This window comes from Bradyrhizobium sp. BR 10261, from assembly GCF_019455395.1.
GTDB lineage: Bacteria > Pseudomonadota > Alphaproteobacteria > Rhizobiales > Xanthobacteraceae > Bradyrhizobium > Bradyrhizobium manausense.
The window spans coordinates 17,325-33,671 of the sequence record NZ_JACOFQ010000019.1 but is presented as its reverse complement, the minus strand read 5'-3'; the positions used below and the strand labels follow the sequence as shown (position 1 = coordinate 33,671).

The following is a 16,347-nucleotide window of genomic DNA, read 5'->3' as shown; positions in this document are numbered from 1 at the left end:
CTCACTTCTCGCTTTCGCGCGCGAGCCGGTCCAGACGCTCCGCCCAGGGGTCGTCGCCGCTCGCGATGCGCTCGTTCGCGATCAGCAGCAGATGGTCGCGGTCCGCGACCGCATCCCAATGCGGCAGCTCGGCCCCGTTGGGATCGCCGTTCTTCGCGAAGTTGATCCAGTAGGATCGCATGCGGCTTGCGACCTCGCGATCGCGCCGCGAGAAGATGCCCGCGCCTGGCACGCCCTCCACGCCGAAGATGAACTGCAACTCGCGTCCATGGCCTTCGTCGGGATTGCCGCGCCGGGCTTCCGGCACGTAGGTGAAGCGATAGCGGAAGGTGGGCGCGCCGGTTGAGGCATGAAGCCGGCCGAGCATTCGCACCGGCTCGGAGAAGACCTTGTCGGTGTAGAAGCTGGCGGCAATTTCAGAGGGCGTCCTGGCATCAGGATAGAGCCTGCGCAACTCATCGAGGCTCGCGGTGGAGGATGACAACGCCTCCTTGACTTCCAGCTCGCTGTCGAAACGGGTCTCGTCATCGTTCGAACCGATGATGAGGGGAATGCGGCTCTCGTGTCCTGACCCAAATCCCGCGGCGATATCTTCGGTCACCAGGTTTCCGTCCATCGCCGGCGCAAATCTGCGCGGCGATTTCTCCAGCAGTTTTCTCTCGGCGGCCAGCAGCCGCGCCGGTTCGACGGCGCGCAAATCCGCCTGCTTCCCGAGCGCGGCGACGAATTGGCGCCCGGCAGCCTCGGCCTCCTGTGACGATGGCAGGCGCGCGCGGCCGGGCACCGATTGCAGGATCGCCTTCTGGAAGAGATCGCGGGATTGCGCGCACAGCATCAAGAGCGCGATCGACGTCGCGCCCGCGCCGTTGCCAAACAGCGTGACGTTGTTCGCATCGCCGCCAAAGGCCGCGATGTTGTCGTGCACCCAGCGCAGCGCTGCGATCTGATCCATCAAGCCGAAATTGCCGGAGCCATTCTCAGACAATGCCGGATGGGCGAGCCAGCCGAGCGCGCCGAGCCGATAATTCACGGTGACGACGATGAGGCCGGCCTGGGCGAATCTTGCACCGTCGAACAGCGGATCGTTGGCGGTACCACCGACAAAACCGCCGCCATGGATGAACACCATCACCGGCAGCGGCCCGTCGACGCCGAAGGGCCTGAATACGTTGAGCGTGAGGCAATCCTCGCGCGCGGCCGGCAGCGACGGCTGCAGACAGGGGGCGCCATAATCGTAGGCCGTGCTCATCTCCGAACTCTCGGGCAGGTCCTGCGGCGGACGCCAGCGCAGGCTGCCGACCGGCGGCGGCGCATAGGCAAGCCCCTTGAAGGAGGCCACTTCGCCTTCGACCGCGCCGAGCATCTGGCCTGCGCGCGTCAGCGCAAATGGATACTGGCCGACCGGCTGGGCGACGGCGGGACCGGCGCAGAGCAATCCAAGAGCTGCCAATCCAAGGGCTGCAATGAGCGCAAGCAGGGATCGCATCTTCAGGAGATCTCGATGCGCGGAAATGGTCCCGGCAGGTTACGTCCGCAGGGCGCGGCGAGGCAAGCGCCGTGGCGTCAGCTAACCGCCCTTGGCGACGATCTCCGCGAGCGCGCGCCGCGCGATGATGCCGAGTTCGCCGAGGGTGGAATGGCCGGATTGTGCCGCCTGGATCAGGCGCTCGGCGATGAACCTGCGACTATCGTGATTGCCGCCATGCGGCAATTGCCGGCACGTCTGCTCCAGGACGACGTCCATGTTGGCTTTGGTTCGCTCACTCAACTCTGTCATGACGCCCGGCTGCTACGCGTGGCTAGTAGCCGCAAGCATACACAGGCGGATCGTCCATGATTAGCCCGGGTAATCACGGCCATTGTACATCGCGACGCGTGCATCGAGGCAAACGTTCGCGCTGCCATGGTGCCGCAAACGGGACTACCGAAGATTGCACCGTTCTGATGACAAGCCGGGCCTGCCGGACTAGCCTGCGGGCAAACAAAAGACACGGGAGGAATAACCATGCCGGAAGCAATGGTCGCCGCACGTCCGTCCGAAGCGGCTGATGGAACTCTCCAGCAAGTCGATGTTGCCGTGGTCGGCGCCGGATTTGCCGGCCTCTATCTGCTCCATCGCCTGCGCAAGGCCGGCCTGTCGGCCGTCGGGCTCGAGGAAGCCGGCGATGTCGGCGGCACCTGGTATTGGAACCGTTATCCCGGCGCGCGCTGCGATATCCAGACCATCGACTACAGCTACACGTTCGACCCGGAACTCGACAAGGCATGGACCTGGTCGGAGAAATACGCGACCCAGCCCGAGATCCTGCGCTATCTCGGCTTCGTCGCCGATCGCTACGATCTCAGGCACGACATTCGCTTCGGGACCAAGGTCACCGCGGCCAATTGGGACGAGAAGGCCGAGCGCTGGCAACTCACCACCGATAACGGTGCGCCGGTCTCCTGCCGCCATTACATCATGGCGACGGGCTGCCTCTCCGCGCCCAAGCCGCCGGAAATCGACGGCGTCAAGGATTTCAGAGGCGAGGTCTATTTCACCGGACGCTGGCCGCATGACGGCGTCAACCTCGCGGGAAAGCGCGTCGCCGTGATCGGCACCGGCTCGTCCGGCATTCAATCGATCCCTGTTATCGCCGAGCAGGCCGCACATCTGACTGTATTCCAGCGCACGCCGAATTTCGCGCTGCCCGCCCATAACGGCCCCTCGCCGGCCGATCGCAGGGACCTGTTCCAGAGCGACCGCGCGGCCTATCGCGCGCAGGCGCGCCAGTCGATGTCCGGGGTGCCCTATCCGCAGCAGACCGTCGTCAGCTGGCAGCTCAGCGATGCCGAGCGTCGCGAGCGGTTCGAGCGTGCCTGGGCCGCCGGCGACCTCGTCCACATCCTGACGCAGCTCTGGGCCGACCAGGCGGTCGATGTCGACGGCAACAAGATCGTCCAGGACCTGATCCGCGAAAAGATCCGCGCCGCCGTGAGGGATCCCGAGACGGCGGCGGCGCTGATGCCGGACGATCATCCGTTTGGCGCCAAACGCCCCTGCCTCGAGACCAATTATTACGCGACCTACAACCGGCCCAACGTCACGCTGGTCAATCTGCGCCAGGAGCCGATCAAGGCGATCACCGCAGGCGGCATCACGACGGCCAAGCGCAATGTCGACGTGGATGTCATCGTGTTCGCGACCGGCTTCGACGCCATGACCGGCGCGATCCGCGCCGTGCATCCGATCACCGGACGTGGCGGCAAGTCGCTGACAGACGTCTGGGCGCAGGGGCCGCAGAGCTATCTGGGGCTCACGGTCGCGGGCTTCCCGAACTTCTTCATGATCACCGGGCCCGGCAGCCCGTCGGTGCTGTCGAACATGGCTGTTTCGATCGAGCAGCATGTCGACTGGGTCGTGGATCGGCTCAAAGCGCTGCACGAGGCCGGCTTCACCACGATCGAGCCGACCGAGACGGCGCAGGCCGGCTGGAACAGGCATATGGCCGACTGCTCGATGCTGACGCTGCACCGGCTCGCCAACACCTGGTACACGGGCGCCAACGTGCCCGGCAAGGTGCAGGGCCTGATGCCCTATACCGGCGGCGTCGGTCCCTATCGCAGCATCTGCGACGAAGTCGTCAGCCGCGGCATGCTCGGCTTCAGGCTGACCGGCCCCAACGTCGCAGCACAGTGCAATGACGGCGAGGTGGTGCGGCTGCAGCCGGACGTGCGGCTGGTGCTGAACCTGCTCGCCTCGCTGAACCTGCCGCCGATCGAATCGATGGGGGCGGCCGGCGCGCGCGCCTTCGTCAACGAATTCAACAAGGGTCGGCCGGCGGGACGGCCGATCGGCGACATCGTCGACGGCACGCTCCCCGGCGCCGACGGCCCGCTGCCCTATCGCGTCTACAAGCCGGCAACGCCGGGCCCGCATCAGGTCGTGGTCTATTTCCACGGCGGCGGCTGGGTGCTCGGCGATCAGCAGTCGGATGAGCCGTTCTGCCGCGACATGGTGCGGCGGACCGGCATGATGTTCGTCAGCGTCGGCTATCGCCACGCCCCGGAGCATCGCTTCCCGGCCGCGGCCGAGGACGGCTATGCCGCGACGCGCTGGATCTCGGAGCATCTGGCCGAGCTCGGCGGCATCCAGAGCCCGGTGCTGGTCGCCGGCTGGAGCGCCGGCGGCAACATCGCCGCCGTCGCCTGCCAGCTCGCGCGCGACCGCGGCGGGCCGCAGATTGCGGGTCAGCTGCTGGTGTGTCCGGTGACGGACAGCAGCTTCGACCGGCCCTCCTACAACGACAATGCAACCGGCTACTTCCTGACACGGTCGCTGATGTACTGGTTCTGGGACCTGTACTGCTCACCAGATGATCGCACCGATCCGCGCGTCTCGCCGCTGCGCGGCAAGGTTTCAGGCCTGCCGCCGGCCTTCATCGTCACCTGCGAGTTCGATCCGCTCCGTGACGAGGGCATCGCCTATGCCGAGGCGATGGCCGCCGCCGGCGTCCCGGTCGAGCAGCTCAAGGCGCACGGCCATTTCCACTCGTCCTTTGTGATGGTGGACGTGGTGATCACAGGCGTCCAGGGCCGCGTACAGATGGCGCAAGCCCTGCGGCGCCTTGCAGGGCTGCCGCCGGAGGTCAGAAGCGGCGACGAGACCAGCCACGGCCACGAAATCGCAGCCGCCGCGAGTTAGGCGAGAGCGGCCGGGAACCTTTTCCCGGCCGCCGCGTTGTCGGTGCATGGCATTGAGATGCAGCGATTTGTAATGGGCCCTGGCACGCAAGGCTCGCGTGCCAGGGTTCTTTTTGCGTGAGGCGGGGCGATGGGGGACACATCATCTTCGGCGACAAAGGTCGATTTCAGCGCGCTCGCGGTGCTGCAGAAATGGCCGTCCCTCGGAAATCAGCGCAGGCCGGACCGCGAGCCCTATCAGGTCAGCGAGGGCACGCTCGATGCCTGCATCACGGCATTCATGCAGAAGCCAGCACCATCAAGGCATCTCTATGAAATCCGCACGGCGGCACAGCCGCCGCTGGTGACCGATATTCTCTCACCCGAGCACGTCATCGAGCTGTCGCGCTTGAGAGAATTTCTCTGAACCGCAGGTGAACACCGCGGCGTGCCTGCAACGAACGTCTTATCCGCATCCCGGACTCTGCAGGAACCTTCTTCCGGATTTTCCCGTTAACGGAGATCGGAAAGCCGAGACGTGAGCAATCCAATGCTTGAAGCTGGCGTACCCTCCCCGATCGTGCCCTATGGCGCCGACCAGACCCTGTTCGTGGTGATCGATCGCCTCGACGAGACCACTGAAATTCGTGTCGAGCGAAGCGATCTCGATGCAGCGATCAACGAGCTCGTCGCGGGCTGCTTCAACGATCCCATCAAGGTGATCTCGTTCAACACGCTCGAGCACTGGATGAAAGACATCTCGACCGATGTTGCCGATGAAATCCAGGCGCGCTGCGATATCGACGGCGTGACGCTACCTGATTATCTCAGCGATTTCGTCGAGAGCCATAGCTGAGCGCGCGGCCATCGCGACAGGCTCGCAGGCAACAAAAAAGCGCCGCTTCCGCGGCGCTTTTTCGCGTCTGCATCACGCTCTCAGTGATGCCAGAAGATTGCCAGCAGCAGGATGATCGGCAGCGGCACGCCAAGCAACCAAAGCAAAGCACCTCGTCCAAAGCCCATGATTTCCTCCTCCATGGTCATGACTGACATGACGCCGGAGAGAAGAAGAAGTTCCGCAGCGAACGGAGGGGGCAAATGCGTTCAGAGCATGGATCCAAAGCGCGACAAGATCTGGTTGAATTGTCATCGCGCTTTGGCTCTTTGTTTGAGCATGATCTCCGCGCAAACGCGTTCCGCTGATGTCGCGAGGGAAAACCGCTTCACGCTTTTCCGGATCATGCGCTCACGGCGTCAGCCGCGCCGCTTGGCGGCGATGACCTCGATCTCGCGGCGGCGCTCGCCGGCGAAGGTCAGGAGCTTTTCGATCGTGGGCGTATCCGTGATCCGTTTGGCAAGCCGCTCGGCGCGCGCCGCCTGATCTTCAAGATACTGGATCGTGTTCAAGCGCCGTCTCCCCCAAAGCCCCGAATTGCAGGACGCCCATGGTGCGGGAGAGCCGCTAAAAGTCGGTTAAGCGCGGATCATGCTCTATCGCACGACATCGAGCCTGACGTTGGCAAGGCCCTTGTCGACCATGCCGAGCGCCTCGGCCGCGGAGGGCGAGACGTCGACGACGCGCCCGCGGACAAAAGGCCCGCGGTCGTTGACCCTGACGGTCACGAAGCGGCCGGAAGAGACATCGGTGACGCGCAGCTTGGTCCCGAACGGCAGCGTGGGATGGGCCGCAGTCATTTCGTTCCTGTCGAACCTCTCCCCGCTCGCGGTCTCCGTGTCCGAATAGAAGCTCGCCAGGCCCTGCGCCCCCGTCGATTTGGCACTCGCTGTCGCGCTGGACCGATGCGGCCTGTAGATCGGTCGTGGATGCAGCGCCGCGACGCGGTGCGGGTGCTCGATTGCAGCCTGCTTCGTGGTTGGAGCGAGATCGGCCCTCTGGCGGCCAACCGGTGATTGCGCGCAGGCGGCGAGCGATGCGGCCCCCATGATGGCGAGCAGCAACCGGGATGCGGTTGCCGGCGAAGCCAGGGTCGTCGTTTCGGCACGTGCAATGCAAGACATGATGCGCCCTCCGAACACACCCTGAGTTTCGGTGGGCAATGAGGGCAGAACCTTGGCTGAACAAAAGCGGCCTTGCGGCCGCCATCGTTTCGCGCCGGCTGTGATGAATCCACCACAGTCACCTGTCCTGAATCGAGACAAAATGGCGAGAAATCAGCCCGATACGACGCGCCAGATGACCGGGCGCGGCTCCGGCTGCGCCTCGCCAGTCTCGACGTCACCCCTCATGAGCCGCGCGAGCTCGCGTCGATAGAGCAGCCGCCAGCCGGTTTTCAGGCTGACAAGAAAGTCGAGCTCCCGCTGCGTCAGCATGCACATCACGAACCCGATCCGCCTGCGGGCCGCACCTGAGGTCCCAAGTTGGCGGCTGTATCCTTTCGCGGCAAACTACCAAGCGTAGTGTTACACAACGTAACGCTTGCGGCGGGTGGGCGCAAGCCGGGATCGCCGGCCTCCCTCCCGATCACGGCAACGCGAACGCGCAGCTAGAAATTCGGCCCCAGCGCGATCTTGGTGATCGTCCCGTTCCTGACACCGATGCGCCATTCCGCCGAGCCGTTGGCGAACTGGGCGAGATAGATGTCGCTGTCGAGCGCGGTCACGCCGCGGAACGAGACGGCGCGGAGCGCACCAAGCCGCGCCAGGATCGCCTGGTCGAACGGAAGCTGCGCACGCGTGATGTCGGCGACCTCGGTCGTCATATGATCGTAGTCGGGCCGCCCCTTGCCGACACCCTCGATATACTGCCGCAGCATCGCCTCGCCATTGGCGATCGGAACTGCACGACGCGCGGCGCGCCCCAGCAGCGTCCCGACATTCGCGGCCTCGACATTGTGGAAGCGCGTCTGCCGCCCCGGCACCAAGATCTCCACGCATTTCCCTGATTTGTCGGCAATGACCCACGGATTGTTCACGGTGGTCAGCGTCACCCAGGTCATGTCTGACCTGACGACGCTCTGCGCCTTGCGCTCGCCATTCGCATCGAGATTGAAGACCTGAATGTCGTCGTCGGTCTCGTTGTAGAGCATGATCCTGATCGGCGACGTGCCGGCACGGCCGCGCACGCCAGCCTCTTCCGAACACGGGACGATGCCGCCGAGCTCGTCATTGCCGTCGGGCCGGAAGATGACGTCACCGGCCTTGCCGTCGGGCTCGATCAGCAGACGGAACTCGGCGGTGCCGTTCTCGAACTTGGCGCCATAGATGTCGTAGCCACCGGGCCCGACCCCGCGGAAGAAGATCGACTCGACCGCGCCGAGTGCGGCGAAGGTCGCGCGCAATTCATCGAGGCGGCGACGGATGTTGTCGGCGAGCGGCGCGCTCATGCGATCATAGCTCGGCGTGCCGCGGCGCATATCCTCGATCCCTTTCAGGATCATCTCCTTGCTGCCGGCCGCGGGGACCTGCTCCCTGAACCTGTCAGGCACTTCCGCGAGGCGGCGGGCGAAGTCGGCCTCGACCGCCTGGGCCTGCGCCGCATCGATCCGCGAGGCCAGGCGCGCGCCGGAGGCGGCGTTCTGGACCAGCACGCGGGAGACGCTCGCCTGTTCATCACGCAGGAAGATCAGGAGATGATCGCCGCGGACGGAGAAGGCGTCGGTGCCTTCAGGCAGCGCCAGTGATCGGCCCCGCCCGGTCTCCTGCACCTGCAGACCTTCGCCGTCGCGCCTGACGGTGAGCACGCGGTTCGGCGCGATCCTGTACCAGCCCACATATTGATCAAGCGACGCCGGATCCGTCGTCGGCGCCGGCATGGCGGCGACGTGGACGGCCCGCACGTCGCGGCCGTGCATATGCAGCGTCAGCTCGGACGAGCGATGCTGCAGATCGATGGGAAACGTGATCTCGCCAAATGACGCCGCGTAGGACACGGTGCCGTCGCCCGCAACGGCCAAGGGCTGCCTGCGCTGGCCAGTGAGCTGCCCAGAGAGCTTATCGCCCTCGCGGAAGACCGCGAACACCGAAGCCGGGCCCATGGCGTAGAAATTCACCGACGGATGGTAATGCTCGGCCGGCACGAGACCGAGATCAGCACCTGATGGCACCGGATCCGGCGTGCGGTAGGCGATCATGCCGGCCGACACGATCACGACGGGCACGATCGACGCCGCGATCCACAGCCGCTTGCGCCAGCCGACCGCCGCGGGCATGGCAGCGGCAGCGATGATGCGCTCGACCCGCGCGCGCACGGTCGAGACCTGCGCCATCGCAAGCTCCATTGGCCGCGGCTTCACGGACGTCGCGACGTCGAGCAGGATCTCCGCATAGGACAGCCGGTCGTCGATCATCTCGATGGCGCGGGCGTCGCTGATGATCTCAGCAAGCTCGGCCAGACGCGCCAGCTGCCACCACGAGAACGGGCTGAACCAGAACATCATGCGATTGAGCGAGGCCAGCAAAAGAACATAGAAATCGCCATTGGCAACATGCGCGCCCTCATGCGCGAGCACCGCGAGGCGCTTCTTGGCGTCCCAGCCGAAAAACTGCGGCGGCACCAGGATGGTCGAGCCGAAGGTGACGGGGCCGCCAACGTCGCGGCTGACGCGCACGTCCGCGCCGATCATGCCCTTCACCGGCTTTGCGGCGCGCACCAGACGCCAGGTCAGGCACAGGCCGATGGCGAGCCGCATCAGCAACAGTGCGGCGACGCAGGCATAAACGATGGTGGCAACCACCCACCAGTCGATCGAGATGCCGTGCTTCGCCATCGGAGCGATGGCAGTGCCAGGCGCGATCGGCAGGGACGGCGGCGGCCGGTCCAGCATCGCGATATCGGCCGGCCAGGCTTCATCCGTCACCGGCGTGGACAAAGGCAGCCGGTCCAGGGTGAGCGTCGGCCAATGCATCACGAATGGCATCGCCAGCGATGCCAGCAGCACAACCACCCACACCGTCATGTGCACGTGCGGATTGCGCACGCGAAACACAGTGAGACCGATCCAGACGACGCCTCCCAGCGCAAAGGAGCGTAACGCCGCCTCAGCCAGAGCTGCGATCATTCCTTTTTACTCCCCTCGCCTTCTTCGCTTTGGCCACCTGGTCCGCCAGCGCGCGCAATTGCTGCTGGTCGAGCATCGCATTGTCCACCATGCCGACGAGGACTTCCTCCATCGAGCCGTTGCAGAACCAGTCGACGATGCGCTGCACCGCCTTGGCCGCGACCCGGGCACGCGCCTCGGTGGCATGGTAGACGTAAGTGCGTCCCTCAACCGTGTGGCGAGCATAGCCTTTTTCTTCGAGGCGGCGCAGCACCGTCCGCACCGTGGATTCCTTCAGACGCCGCGACAGGCGCTCGCGCACGATTTCGGCCGTGACCGGCCCATGGGCCCATACTATCTGCATGACCTCGTGCTCGAGATCGCCCAGGTCGGGCAAACGATCGTCCATGGTGGTTGACCTATTGAGATTCTTGTAACGCTACGGAGCGTCGCACATAAGGCCACGACAGACAATCGCAATTCCGGGCGTGGCGGGCAGCTTGCTTTTCGGCCATCCGTCGAGACGCCCTCCTGCGGCGGGCCCTCAGGATGAGGTGGTGCTTGCGGCGAGATATGTGACCCTCATGGTAAGGAGGCCGCCAAAGCGAGCGTCTCGAACCATGCAGACCGAGCTTTCCCGGCAGTCTCCAGCCGTCCCAGGCCTCAGTATTTCGGCTCGTACATCTGGGACTGGACCAGGCCCTTGACGTCGTTGGGCGCGAGCCCGTCCGCAAGCCCCCGCTGATAGGCGACATCAGCCACGGCCGCCGCGATGCGCGCCGACACCTCCCGTATGCGCGGCAGCGCCGGATACAGGCTGCCCTGATCGAGATCCTCCCTGCCGACGCAATTGGCAAGCGTATGAGCGGCCGCCATGAACATCTCGTCGGTCACGAGCCGCGAGCGGCTGGCGATGACGCCGAGGCCGACGCCGGGGAAGATGTAGGAGTTGTTGCCCTGGCGCGGCACGAAGGTGTGGCCATTGAGCGTGACCGGGTCATAGGGACTGCCGCAGGCGAACAGCGCGCGGCCCTCGGTGTAGCGATAGGCATCCTCCGCCGAGCACTCGGCCTTCGAGGTCGGATTGGACAGCGCGAACACGATCGGCTGCTCGTTGAGCTCGGCCATCGTCTTGAGCACCTCGGGCGTGAAGGCCCCGCCGACCGCGGCGACGCCGATGATGGCCGTCGGCTTCAGCGTCTTGATCGCGGTGAGGAAGTCGGCGATCGGCGCCTGGTCGGTGTGGGCATAGCGCAGCTTGTGGCCGGAGAGGCCGTCGCGGCCGCTGACGACGAGGCCCCGGGAATCCACCAGCCAGTTGCGCCGGAGCGCCTCGGCTTCCGTTGCGCCCTCCGCCATCATGGCGGAGACGACGAGATCGGCGATGCCGGTCGCTGCCTCGCCCGCACCCAGGAACAGGATGCGCTGATCCCGGAGCTTGCCGCCGTTCACTTTCAATGCCGAGAACAGGCCGGCGAGCGCCACCGCTGCGGTACCCTGGATGTCGTCGTTGAAAACGCAGGCCTCGTCCCGGTACTTGTGCAACAGCTTGAACGCCGAATGATTGGCGAAATCTTCGAACTGGATCAGCACGCCGGGGAAGGTCTTTCGCGCGGCGGTCATGAACTCGTCGACGAAGCTGTCATAGGCTTCGCCCGTGAGGCGGCGCTCGCGCAGGCCGAGATAGTAGGGATCGCTCAGCAATTCCTCGTTGTTGGTGCCGACGTCGAGCACGATGGGCAGGCACGCTTCCGGATGCACGCCGGCGCAGGCCGAGTAGAGCGACAGCTTGCCGACGGGAATCCCCATGCCATTGGCACCGAGATCGCCCAATCCCAAGATGCGCTCGCCATCGGTGACGACGATCAACTTGGCCTGATAAGGCCAGTTCTTCAGAACCTCGCCAATCTGACCGCGCTCGCGCGAGGAGATGAACATGCCGCGCGGGCGCTGAAAGATCAGGCCAAACTTCTGGCAGGCGAGCCCGACCGTCGGGGTGTAAATGATCGGCTGGATCTCATCGATGTTGTCGACGACAACACGAAAGAACAGCGCTTCATTGCGGTCATGCAGCGCATTCAGGGCGACGTATTTTTCGAGGTCGGTCGGCAGCGAGCGTAGATTGATCAGCACGCGCTCGACCTGCTCCTCGATCGTCAGGACGCAAGCTGGCAGCAAGCCGCGCAGCCCGAGTGCATCGCGCTCGGCTTCCGTGAAGGCCGTGCCCTTGTTGAGCAGGGGATCGCGCAGCAGCGTCATGCCGTGCGTGGTGTCGGATGATATCGAATGGGCGCTGACCCGAGCAGGTCTATTCACGAATTCCCCCAGGGAGTTTCTTATTGAAGGGCAGGCATTGTCCGCCACCGTCCCTCTGAGATCAAGGACGTTGCCCCCTGGGCCGGGATTGTGATCTCGCACCGCAGCGAGACTTTCGCGGGCGATCCGCTGGTTATTCTCTCCCCGCGTCATTCCGGGACGCGACGAAGTCGCGGGCCCGGAATCCATCGGGCCGCAGAACTGTCGTGCGATGGATTCTCAGGTGCGCAATTGCGCACCGTAGTCCGCGCTGACGCGCGCCCCGGAATGACCGGAAATCCTCAGGAGGCAAGCCGGAAAATCCGCAGCGCGGTTATCCGGCCGCCCGTCTCGGCGTCAGGTTGGCGGCAAGATCGGCCGGCGGCGCGACATGCATCAAAATGGTCTGGGTCGCGGATGCGACCTCGATGCCGTTCTGCTGGAAGCGCTGCTTCATGCGACGGTTGAATTCGCGCTGGACCGGCCAGCGGCCGGCCTCGGTGCAGCGGATCTGACCGACGATCGACACCATTGCACCATCGACCTTGTCGATGCCCCAAAGCTCGAGGTCGCCACGGATCAGCGGGCGGAATTCGCTCTCGCGGCGCATCTCGTCGACAATGTCCTTGAGGATCTGACCGGCGCGATCGGTGTCCTCCTTGTAGGCGACATTGACGCTGACGGAGGCATTGCCGGCGCCGCGGCTGGCATTGGTGATGGTCGTCACCGCGCTGAATGGCACGATGTGCACGGCGCCGTCACCCGCACGCAGGCGAATGGTGCGGATCGAGACGTTCTCGACCACGCCTGTGAGCCCCGACACGCTGACCGTGTCGCCGACTTGCACCGTGTTCTCCAGCAGCAGGAACAGGCCGGTGATGAGATCCTGCACCAGTTTCTGCGAGCCGAAGCCGATGGCGATGCCGACGATGCCGGCGCCCGCGAGCAGCGGCGCGACATTGACGCCGATTTCGCTGAGCGCGGTGAGGCCGACGACGGTGGCGATGAGGCACAACAGCGCCGTGCGCAGCATCGGCTGGAAGGTGCGCAGCCGCGCGGCGCGGGCATAATGTCCGTCGCGCGACAGCGTGTTGATCTGGCGATCCAGCAGCGCATTGCTGGCCTCCCAGATCGCCGCGGCGATGGCGACGGCGACGCCGATCGTCGCTACCGCCGACAACAGCCGGCCGCCGATCTGGCCGCCATAGAACCAGACGACGGCGTCGACGCCCCAGACCTCGAGCACGGCGACGAAGCCGATGAAGGCAATGACGCCGGAGACGATCCTGCGCAGCAGCGGCAGATAGCGATTGGCGCGGATTTCCAGGCCAGGAAAGCGATGGAGAATTTCCGGCTGGATGCGGAAGCCGCGGTCGATCAGGCTCAGCGTCACCATGATGGCGACCCGCGTCATCAGCGCCACCACGACGGTCCCGACGAAATATTGCAGCAGCAGCGAATAGCCATTGCGGATGTTCAGCGCCCAGACCCCCCACAACGCGAGGTCGAGCGCGATCGCAAGATAATGCCAGCCGCCGGCGATGCGATGGCGCAGACGCGCCGCAATGCCTTGCCGTTCGGCGGGCGCGCGAATGACGTCCGCCACCTGGCGGCGGCATTGCAGGATGATGACGACAACGAAGAGATGGACGACCAGCATCACCATGCGCAGCAGCGCGGCATAGCCGGTGCGGGGCAAGCCGAGCAGGAGGGCGACATTGGCAAGGGCGATGCCAGACACGCCAACGCCGACGATGCGGCGGGCCCAGATCTCGACATAGGCCGCCGTCTCGGCTCGGACCGGAAACAGGCCGAACGGTCCCGCCAGGGCACGAACGATGCAGATGAGCCCGCGCGAAAACGCATAGGCATTGACGACCGCGAGGATCACGAGGCGGACCGTTGCGGGTTCGCCGATCTCCGTTCCGAGCAGCGCGGTCGAAAGACCGACGAAAACGAACACCGGCAGCAACTCGAGCACGAGCCGTCCGAGCACCAAGGGCAGCCGCAGCAGCAATTGCCAGACGCGTGCGAGGCTGTGCCGGTGCCTGTGCAATTCGGCCGCAGGAGTGACGTCGGCGACCGATGACGGCGGATCGGCAATGGGAAGCGCCTGGGCCGACAGGCGCGCGGTCTGCGGCACTCGTCGTTCGAGGAAGGCAACGGGACGCCGGATCAGGCGGACAATCACCCATTCCGCCGCGAGCGCGCAGCCGAACACCAGTGCCAGCTTCCAGGCGATCTCGATCAGCAAATGATAGGCATCAGGGTCATTCGCGGTCCGCACGATCCAGTAATAGAATGCCGGGAAATTCGTGAGCGTCCGCGCCATGTCGGCAACGTCGCGCGAAATCTCGCCGATCTCCTCGGACACGGTCAGCAGAAGCTGTGCGCCGAGTCCATCGGACGAGAGCGGGATTGGCGACTTCTGCTCCGGCGCCGGCGGCCGCTGTTCGCCCGACGCATCGGCGATCGCGCGCAGTGTGTCGATCATCAGCGCGCGCTTCTTGTCGTCCTGAAGCGTCTCCAGCGCCCGCTTGGCCTCGTCGGGCGACAGTGAGGCCGCCCTCTTGGCGGCGGGCGCTGGCGGCTCTGCATGGACTGGGGAGAAAGATGAGAGCGCGAGAAGGAAGGCTGCGACAAGCGCCGAGGCGAACTTATGCGACACGCGGATTCCCTAAAAAAAATGAAATGCGCTGGCAGCGGTCGAATCGTCGCCGCACCAAACGCATGCGTCATGTCGGAAGCCGCTATTCGCCCCGATCGTATGTCGGAAGTTTGCCGGTGAGGCGACGATCTCTAGGCATTTCATTTCATGCAGCGAACGCGTCGAAAACGCACAGCGCCGGGCAGGTAGGGGCTCTGCCTTACTGTCTGCAGCCCACTAAACCTTGACCCGGCGTGCCGTTCGCGGTTTCTGCCGCTATGCGATAGTCCGAACGAGCTCCATCGCACTTAACGCGGCTGGATTTGCGGAGGTGGAGTCATAGACCTCCCCTTGCTCATGAGGTGGACGTTACGCGTCGCGCTGATCGCGACCACAGCCATGCTCCTCCCATGACATAAAACTGTCAAGCGGGATCAATGTCCCCAAGGATCACATTTGCACAGCTGTTCCGGGACAGACTGACCGCGTAGGAGACGCGCAGGAGCGCGGAATAAATCCCTCTCCGCAGCGTTTGTGTGAGAGACGATCTCCGCCTCCCTCGCCATCCCCTTTCTCAGAAAGCCAGAGATGAAAGCGTTATCTTGCATCGCCGTTGTCGCGGCCCTCGTCACCGGTTCAACTCTCGCGCAGACGCCGCCGCAGACCTCGACAAAGAAAGTCGAGGGCACCGACAATGTCTACGTCTTCCGCTATGGCGGCCATCAGTCGATGTTCGTGGTGACTCCGAAAGGCGTGATCGCGACCGACCCGATCTCCTATTTGCGGCCGGCAAAACCCTATATCGACGCGATCAAGGCGGTCACCGACCAGCCGATCAAATACGTCATCTACAGCCACCACCATTACGATCACATCGCCGGCGGCCAGCCGTTCAAGGATCTCGGCGCCACCTTTATCGCGCATCGCCGCACCAAGGAGCGGCTGCTCGAGCTCAAGAAGCAGAATTCGCTTTTGGCCGATGTCGTGATGCCGGACCAGTTGGTCGACAACCAGAAGATCATCACGCTCGGCGGCACCACGCTGGAGCTCGACTATGTCGGCCGCAACCATTCCGACAATTCGCTGGTGATGCGGCTGCCCAAGGAGAAAATTATCTTCGTGGTCGACTTCGCGCCGATCGAATCCGTCCAGTTCCGCAACATCCCCGACAACGCCTCGCCGCTGGAATATATCGCCTCGCTGAAGAAGCTGGCCTCGCTCGATTGGGAGCGGATGATCCCCGGCCATCCCAGCGCCGGCGGCCGGCTCGGGACCAAGAAGGACGTCGAGGACGACATTGCCTACATGGAGGATCTATCGGCGGAGGTGAAGAAGGCGGCCGATGCCGGCAAATGCTTCGACACCGCGATGAAGGAAGTGAAGCTGCCGAAATACGAGAAATGGGCGAATTACGAGGCGGGCCTGCCCGCCAATATCGAGCGCTTCTGCTACTGGTGGGGACGCGGGTACTAATGGCCTTGCACTGACGCGACGAGCTTCGCTCGCGCTGAAATCGTAGGGTGGGCAAAGGCGCACTTGCGCCGTGCCCACCATCCCTCTCGGAACGTGGGCACGCTTACGCTTTGCCCACCCTACGAGAGCTGTCGCGATGATGACATCATGCCCCTGTTTTGCCCGACGGATCAAGCAATTTTCTAAAAATCAGAATATCAAGCGCATTCGCCGGCAAGCTATTGATTCCATGACCCAGGGCTACTGTGCATGGGGTTGTTTTCGAACTTTTCTCGA

At 64.4% G+C, this 16,347-nt stretch carries 13 protein-coding genes; 4 read left to right on the top strand and 9 right to left on the bottom strand.

Annotated elements, in window-relative coordinates; genetic code table 11:
• Position 1: 1 nt before the first annotated feature.
• Both HYH07_RS21950 and HYH07_RS21945 read right to left on the bottom strand, forming a co-directional pair.
• Positions 2-1,486, bottom strand: a complete 1,485-nt coding sequence (locus HYH07_RS21950) for a carboxylesterase/lipase family protein (protein ID WP_220004452.1) — start codon at positions 1,484-1,486, stop codon at positions 2-4.
• Between the two features lie 81 nt (positions 1,487-1,567).
• On the bottom strand, positions 1,568-1,777 hold the full coding sequence (locus HYH07_RS21945; protein WP_220004451.1) for a hypothetical protein: 210 nt from the start codon (positions 1,775-1,777) through the stop codon (positions 1,568-1,570).
• A 228-nt stretch (positions 1,778-2,005) separates the two neighbouring features.
• Between HYH07_RS21945 and HYH07_RS21940 the strand changes: the two genes are divergently transcribed.
• From HYH07_RS21940 to HYH07_RS21930, 3 genes are all read left to right on the top strand, one after another.
• A complete protein-coding gene (locus tag HYH07_RS21940) occupies positions 2,006-4,681 on the top strand; it encodes an alpha/beta hydrolase fold domain-containing protein (protein WP_220004450.1) in 2,676 nt (891 codons plus the stop codon).
• 129 nt (positions 4,682-4,810) lie between these two features.
• Complete coding sequence (locus HYH07_RS21935; RefSeq protein ID WP_220004449.1) at positions 4,811-5,086, top strand: hypothetical protein; 276 nt, start codon at positions 4,811-4,813, stop codon at positions 5,084-5,086.
• Between the two features lie 123 nt (positions 5,087-5,209).
• A complete protein-coding gene (locus HYH07_RS21930; RefSeq protein WP_057750574.1) occupies positions 5,210-5,515 on the top strand; it encodes a hypothetical protein in 306 nt (101 codons plus the stop codon).
• 398 nt (positions 5,516-5,913) lie between these two features.
• On the opposite strand, the gene HYH07_RS21925 is transcribed toward HYH07_RS21930, so the two are convergent.
• The 7 genes from HYH07_RS21925 to HYH07_RS21895 form a co-directional block, all read right to left on the bottom strand.
• Entirely contained in the window at positions 5,914-6,066 is a 153-nt protein-coding gene (locus tag HYH07_RS21925; RefSeq protein WP_220004448.1) for a hypothetical protein, read from the bottom strand.
• An 84-nt stretch (positions 6,067-6,150) separates the two neighbouring features.
• Complete coding sequence (locus HYH07_RS21920) at positions 6,151-6,678, bottom strand: septal ring lytic transglycosylase RlpA family protein (RefSeq protein ID WP_220004447.1); 528 nt, start codon at positions 6,676-6,678, stop codon at positions 6,151-6,153.
• A gap of 153 nt (positions 6,679-6,831) precedes the next feature.
• Complete coding sequence (locus tag HYH07_RS21915; protein WP_220004549.1) at positions 6,832-6,996, bottom strand: hypothetical protein; 165 nt, start codon at positions 6,994-6,996, stop codon at positions 6,832-6,834.
• A 167-nt stretch (positions 6,997-7,163) separates the two neighbouring features.
• On the bottom strand, positions 7,164-9,677 hold the full coding sequence (locus tag HYH07_RS21910) for a M56 family metallopeptidase (protein WP_220004446.1): 2,514 nt from the start codon (positions 9,675-9,677) through the stop codon (positions 7,164-7,166).
• Complete coding sequence (locus HYH07_RS21905) at positions 9,658-10,065, bottom strand: BlaI/MecI/CopY family transcriptional regulator (RefSeq protein ID WP_220004445.1); 408 nt, start codon at positions 10,063-10,065, stop codon at positions 9,658-9,660. Before HYH07_RS21905 ends, HYH07_RS21910 begins: the two co-directional genes overlap by 20 nt.
• A gap of 254 nt (positions 10,066-10,319) precedes the next feature.
• Complete coding sequence (locus HYH07_RS21900) at positions 10,320-11,972, bottom strand: NAD-dependent malic enzyme (protein ID WP_220004444.1); 1,653 nt, start codon at positions 11,970-11,972, stop codon at positions 10,320-10,322.
• A 313-nt stretch (positions 11,973-12,285) separates the two neighbouring features.
• Positions 12,286-14,619, bottom strand: coding sequence for a mechanosensitive ion channel domain-containing protein (locus tag HYH07_RS21895; protein WP_220004443.1), 2,334 nt, complete (start codon positions 14,617-14,619; stop codon positions 12,286-12,288).
• A gap of 567 nt (positions 14,620-15,186) precedes the next feature.
• On the opposite strand from HYH07_RS21895, the gene HYH07_RS21890 reads away from it, so the two are divergent.
• The gene (locus HYH07_RS21890; protein ID WP_220004442.1) at positions 15,187-16,071 is read left to right on the top strand and encodes an MBL fold metallo-hydrolase; all 885 of its coding nucleotides are present in this window, start codon (positions 15,187-15,189) and stop codon (positions 16,069-16,071) included.
• Positions 16,072-16,347: the final 276 nt, after the last annotated feature.